The following is a 1,364-nucleotide window of genomic DNA, read 5'->3' on the forward strand; positions in this document are numbered from 1 at the left end:
GGGCGGATTCGGGGCGTCGTCGCAACACCTTGAGGGTGAGGGGTTGCGATGGTCGAGAGGTCCAGCGGGCGGCGTGGCGCTCGGAATCCGGAGCGCTACGCCGCTTACGTTGATCTTGTGGCGGCTGGTGTTGCGGTTCAGGAAGCGGGTCGACAGGTGGGGGTCTCACCGTCGACGGTGCGGCGCTGGGAGGACCCGGAGCAGGCGCAGCGCGCGGTGCTGCGGGGTCGAGAACGGGCGCGGGAACGCGACGAGGAACGCGACACGCGTGTCGTCGAGCTGGCCACGGTGGTGGCGTTGCTGCCGCCGTTGGCCGAGCGTGGCCGTTATCTGACCCTCGATGAGCGGGTGGTGATCGCCGACCATCATCAGCATCTGACCCAGACCGAGCTGGCCGAGCTGCTCGGGCGGAACAAGTCCACGATCTGCCGGGAACTCAAGCGCCACTGCTACATCCACCCGGTCAAGGACGTGCCCTCCGCGCGCCGCTACGGCGCCTACGCCGCCGACCGGGCCGCCGCCGCCCGCCGAGCGCGTCCGCAACCGCGCAAGCTCGAGACCGACCAGCCCCTACACGCCCACGTCCAGCAGCAGCTCATGAAGCGGTGGAGCCCGGAGCAGATCGCCCGCACACTGCCCCGGGTGTTCCCCGAGCAGCCCGAACGCCACCTCTGCCACGAGACGATCTACCAGGCGCTCTACGTGCAGGGACGCGGCGAACTCCGCCGCCAGATCGCGTCCTGGCTGCGCTCGGGCCGGGCCATCCGTCGTCCCCGACGCCACCCCGAGGCACGCACCCCACGGTTCAGCGAGCCGATGGTGATGGTCTCCGAGCGCCCCGCTGAGGTCGCCGACCGGGCCGTGCCCGGCCACTGGGAGGGCGACCTGATCATCGGCAAGGACAACGGCTCGGCCATGGTCACCCTCGTCGAGCGCAGCACCCGGTTCACCATGCTCGCTGCCCTGCCCGCCGGCCGCGACGCCCTGGCGGTACGCGACGCCCTGATCGAACTATTCACCGCCCTGCCCACACACCTGGCCCGCTCGCTGACCTGGGACCAGGGCTCGGAGATGGCCCGCCATCACGAGGTCCGCGCCGCCACCGACCTCGAGGTCTACTTCTGCGACCCGGCCAGCCCCTGGATGCGCGGCAGCAACGAGAACACCAACGGACTGCTGCGCCAGTACTTCCCCAAGGGCACCGACCTCTCGGTCCACACCCCCGAACACCTCACCGCCGTCGCCGCCGAACTCAACGGCCGACCCCGCAAGACACTCGACTGGGACAGCCCAGCCGAGCGCCTTGCTAGCCTGCTCGCCCAGGCCGACGAGCAGCGGTGTTGCGACGATGCCTAGAACCCGCC

At 70.5% G+C, this 1,364-nt stretch carries 1 protein-coding gene; it reads left to right on the forward strand.

The window, feature by feature from the left end:
• Positions 1–48: 48 nt before the first annotated feature.
• The gene (locus tag WCD74_RS29810; RefSeq protein ID WP_444876354.1) at positions 49–1,356 is read left to right on the forward strand and encodes an IS30 family transposase; all 1,308 of its coding nucleotides are present in this window, start codon (positions 49–51) and stop codon (positions 1,354–1,356) included.
• Positions 1,357–1,364 lie beyond the last annotated feature (8 nt).

The sequence above is a fragment of the Actinomycetospora aurantiaca genome, from assembly GCF_037401875.1.
Lineage (GTDB): Bacteria > Actinomycetota > Actinomycetes > Mycobacteriales > Pseudonocardiaceae > Actinomycetospora > Actinomycetospora aurantiaca.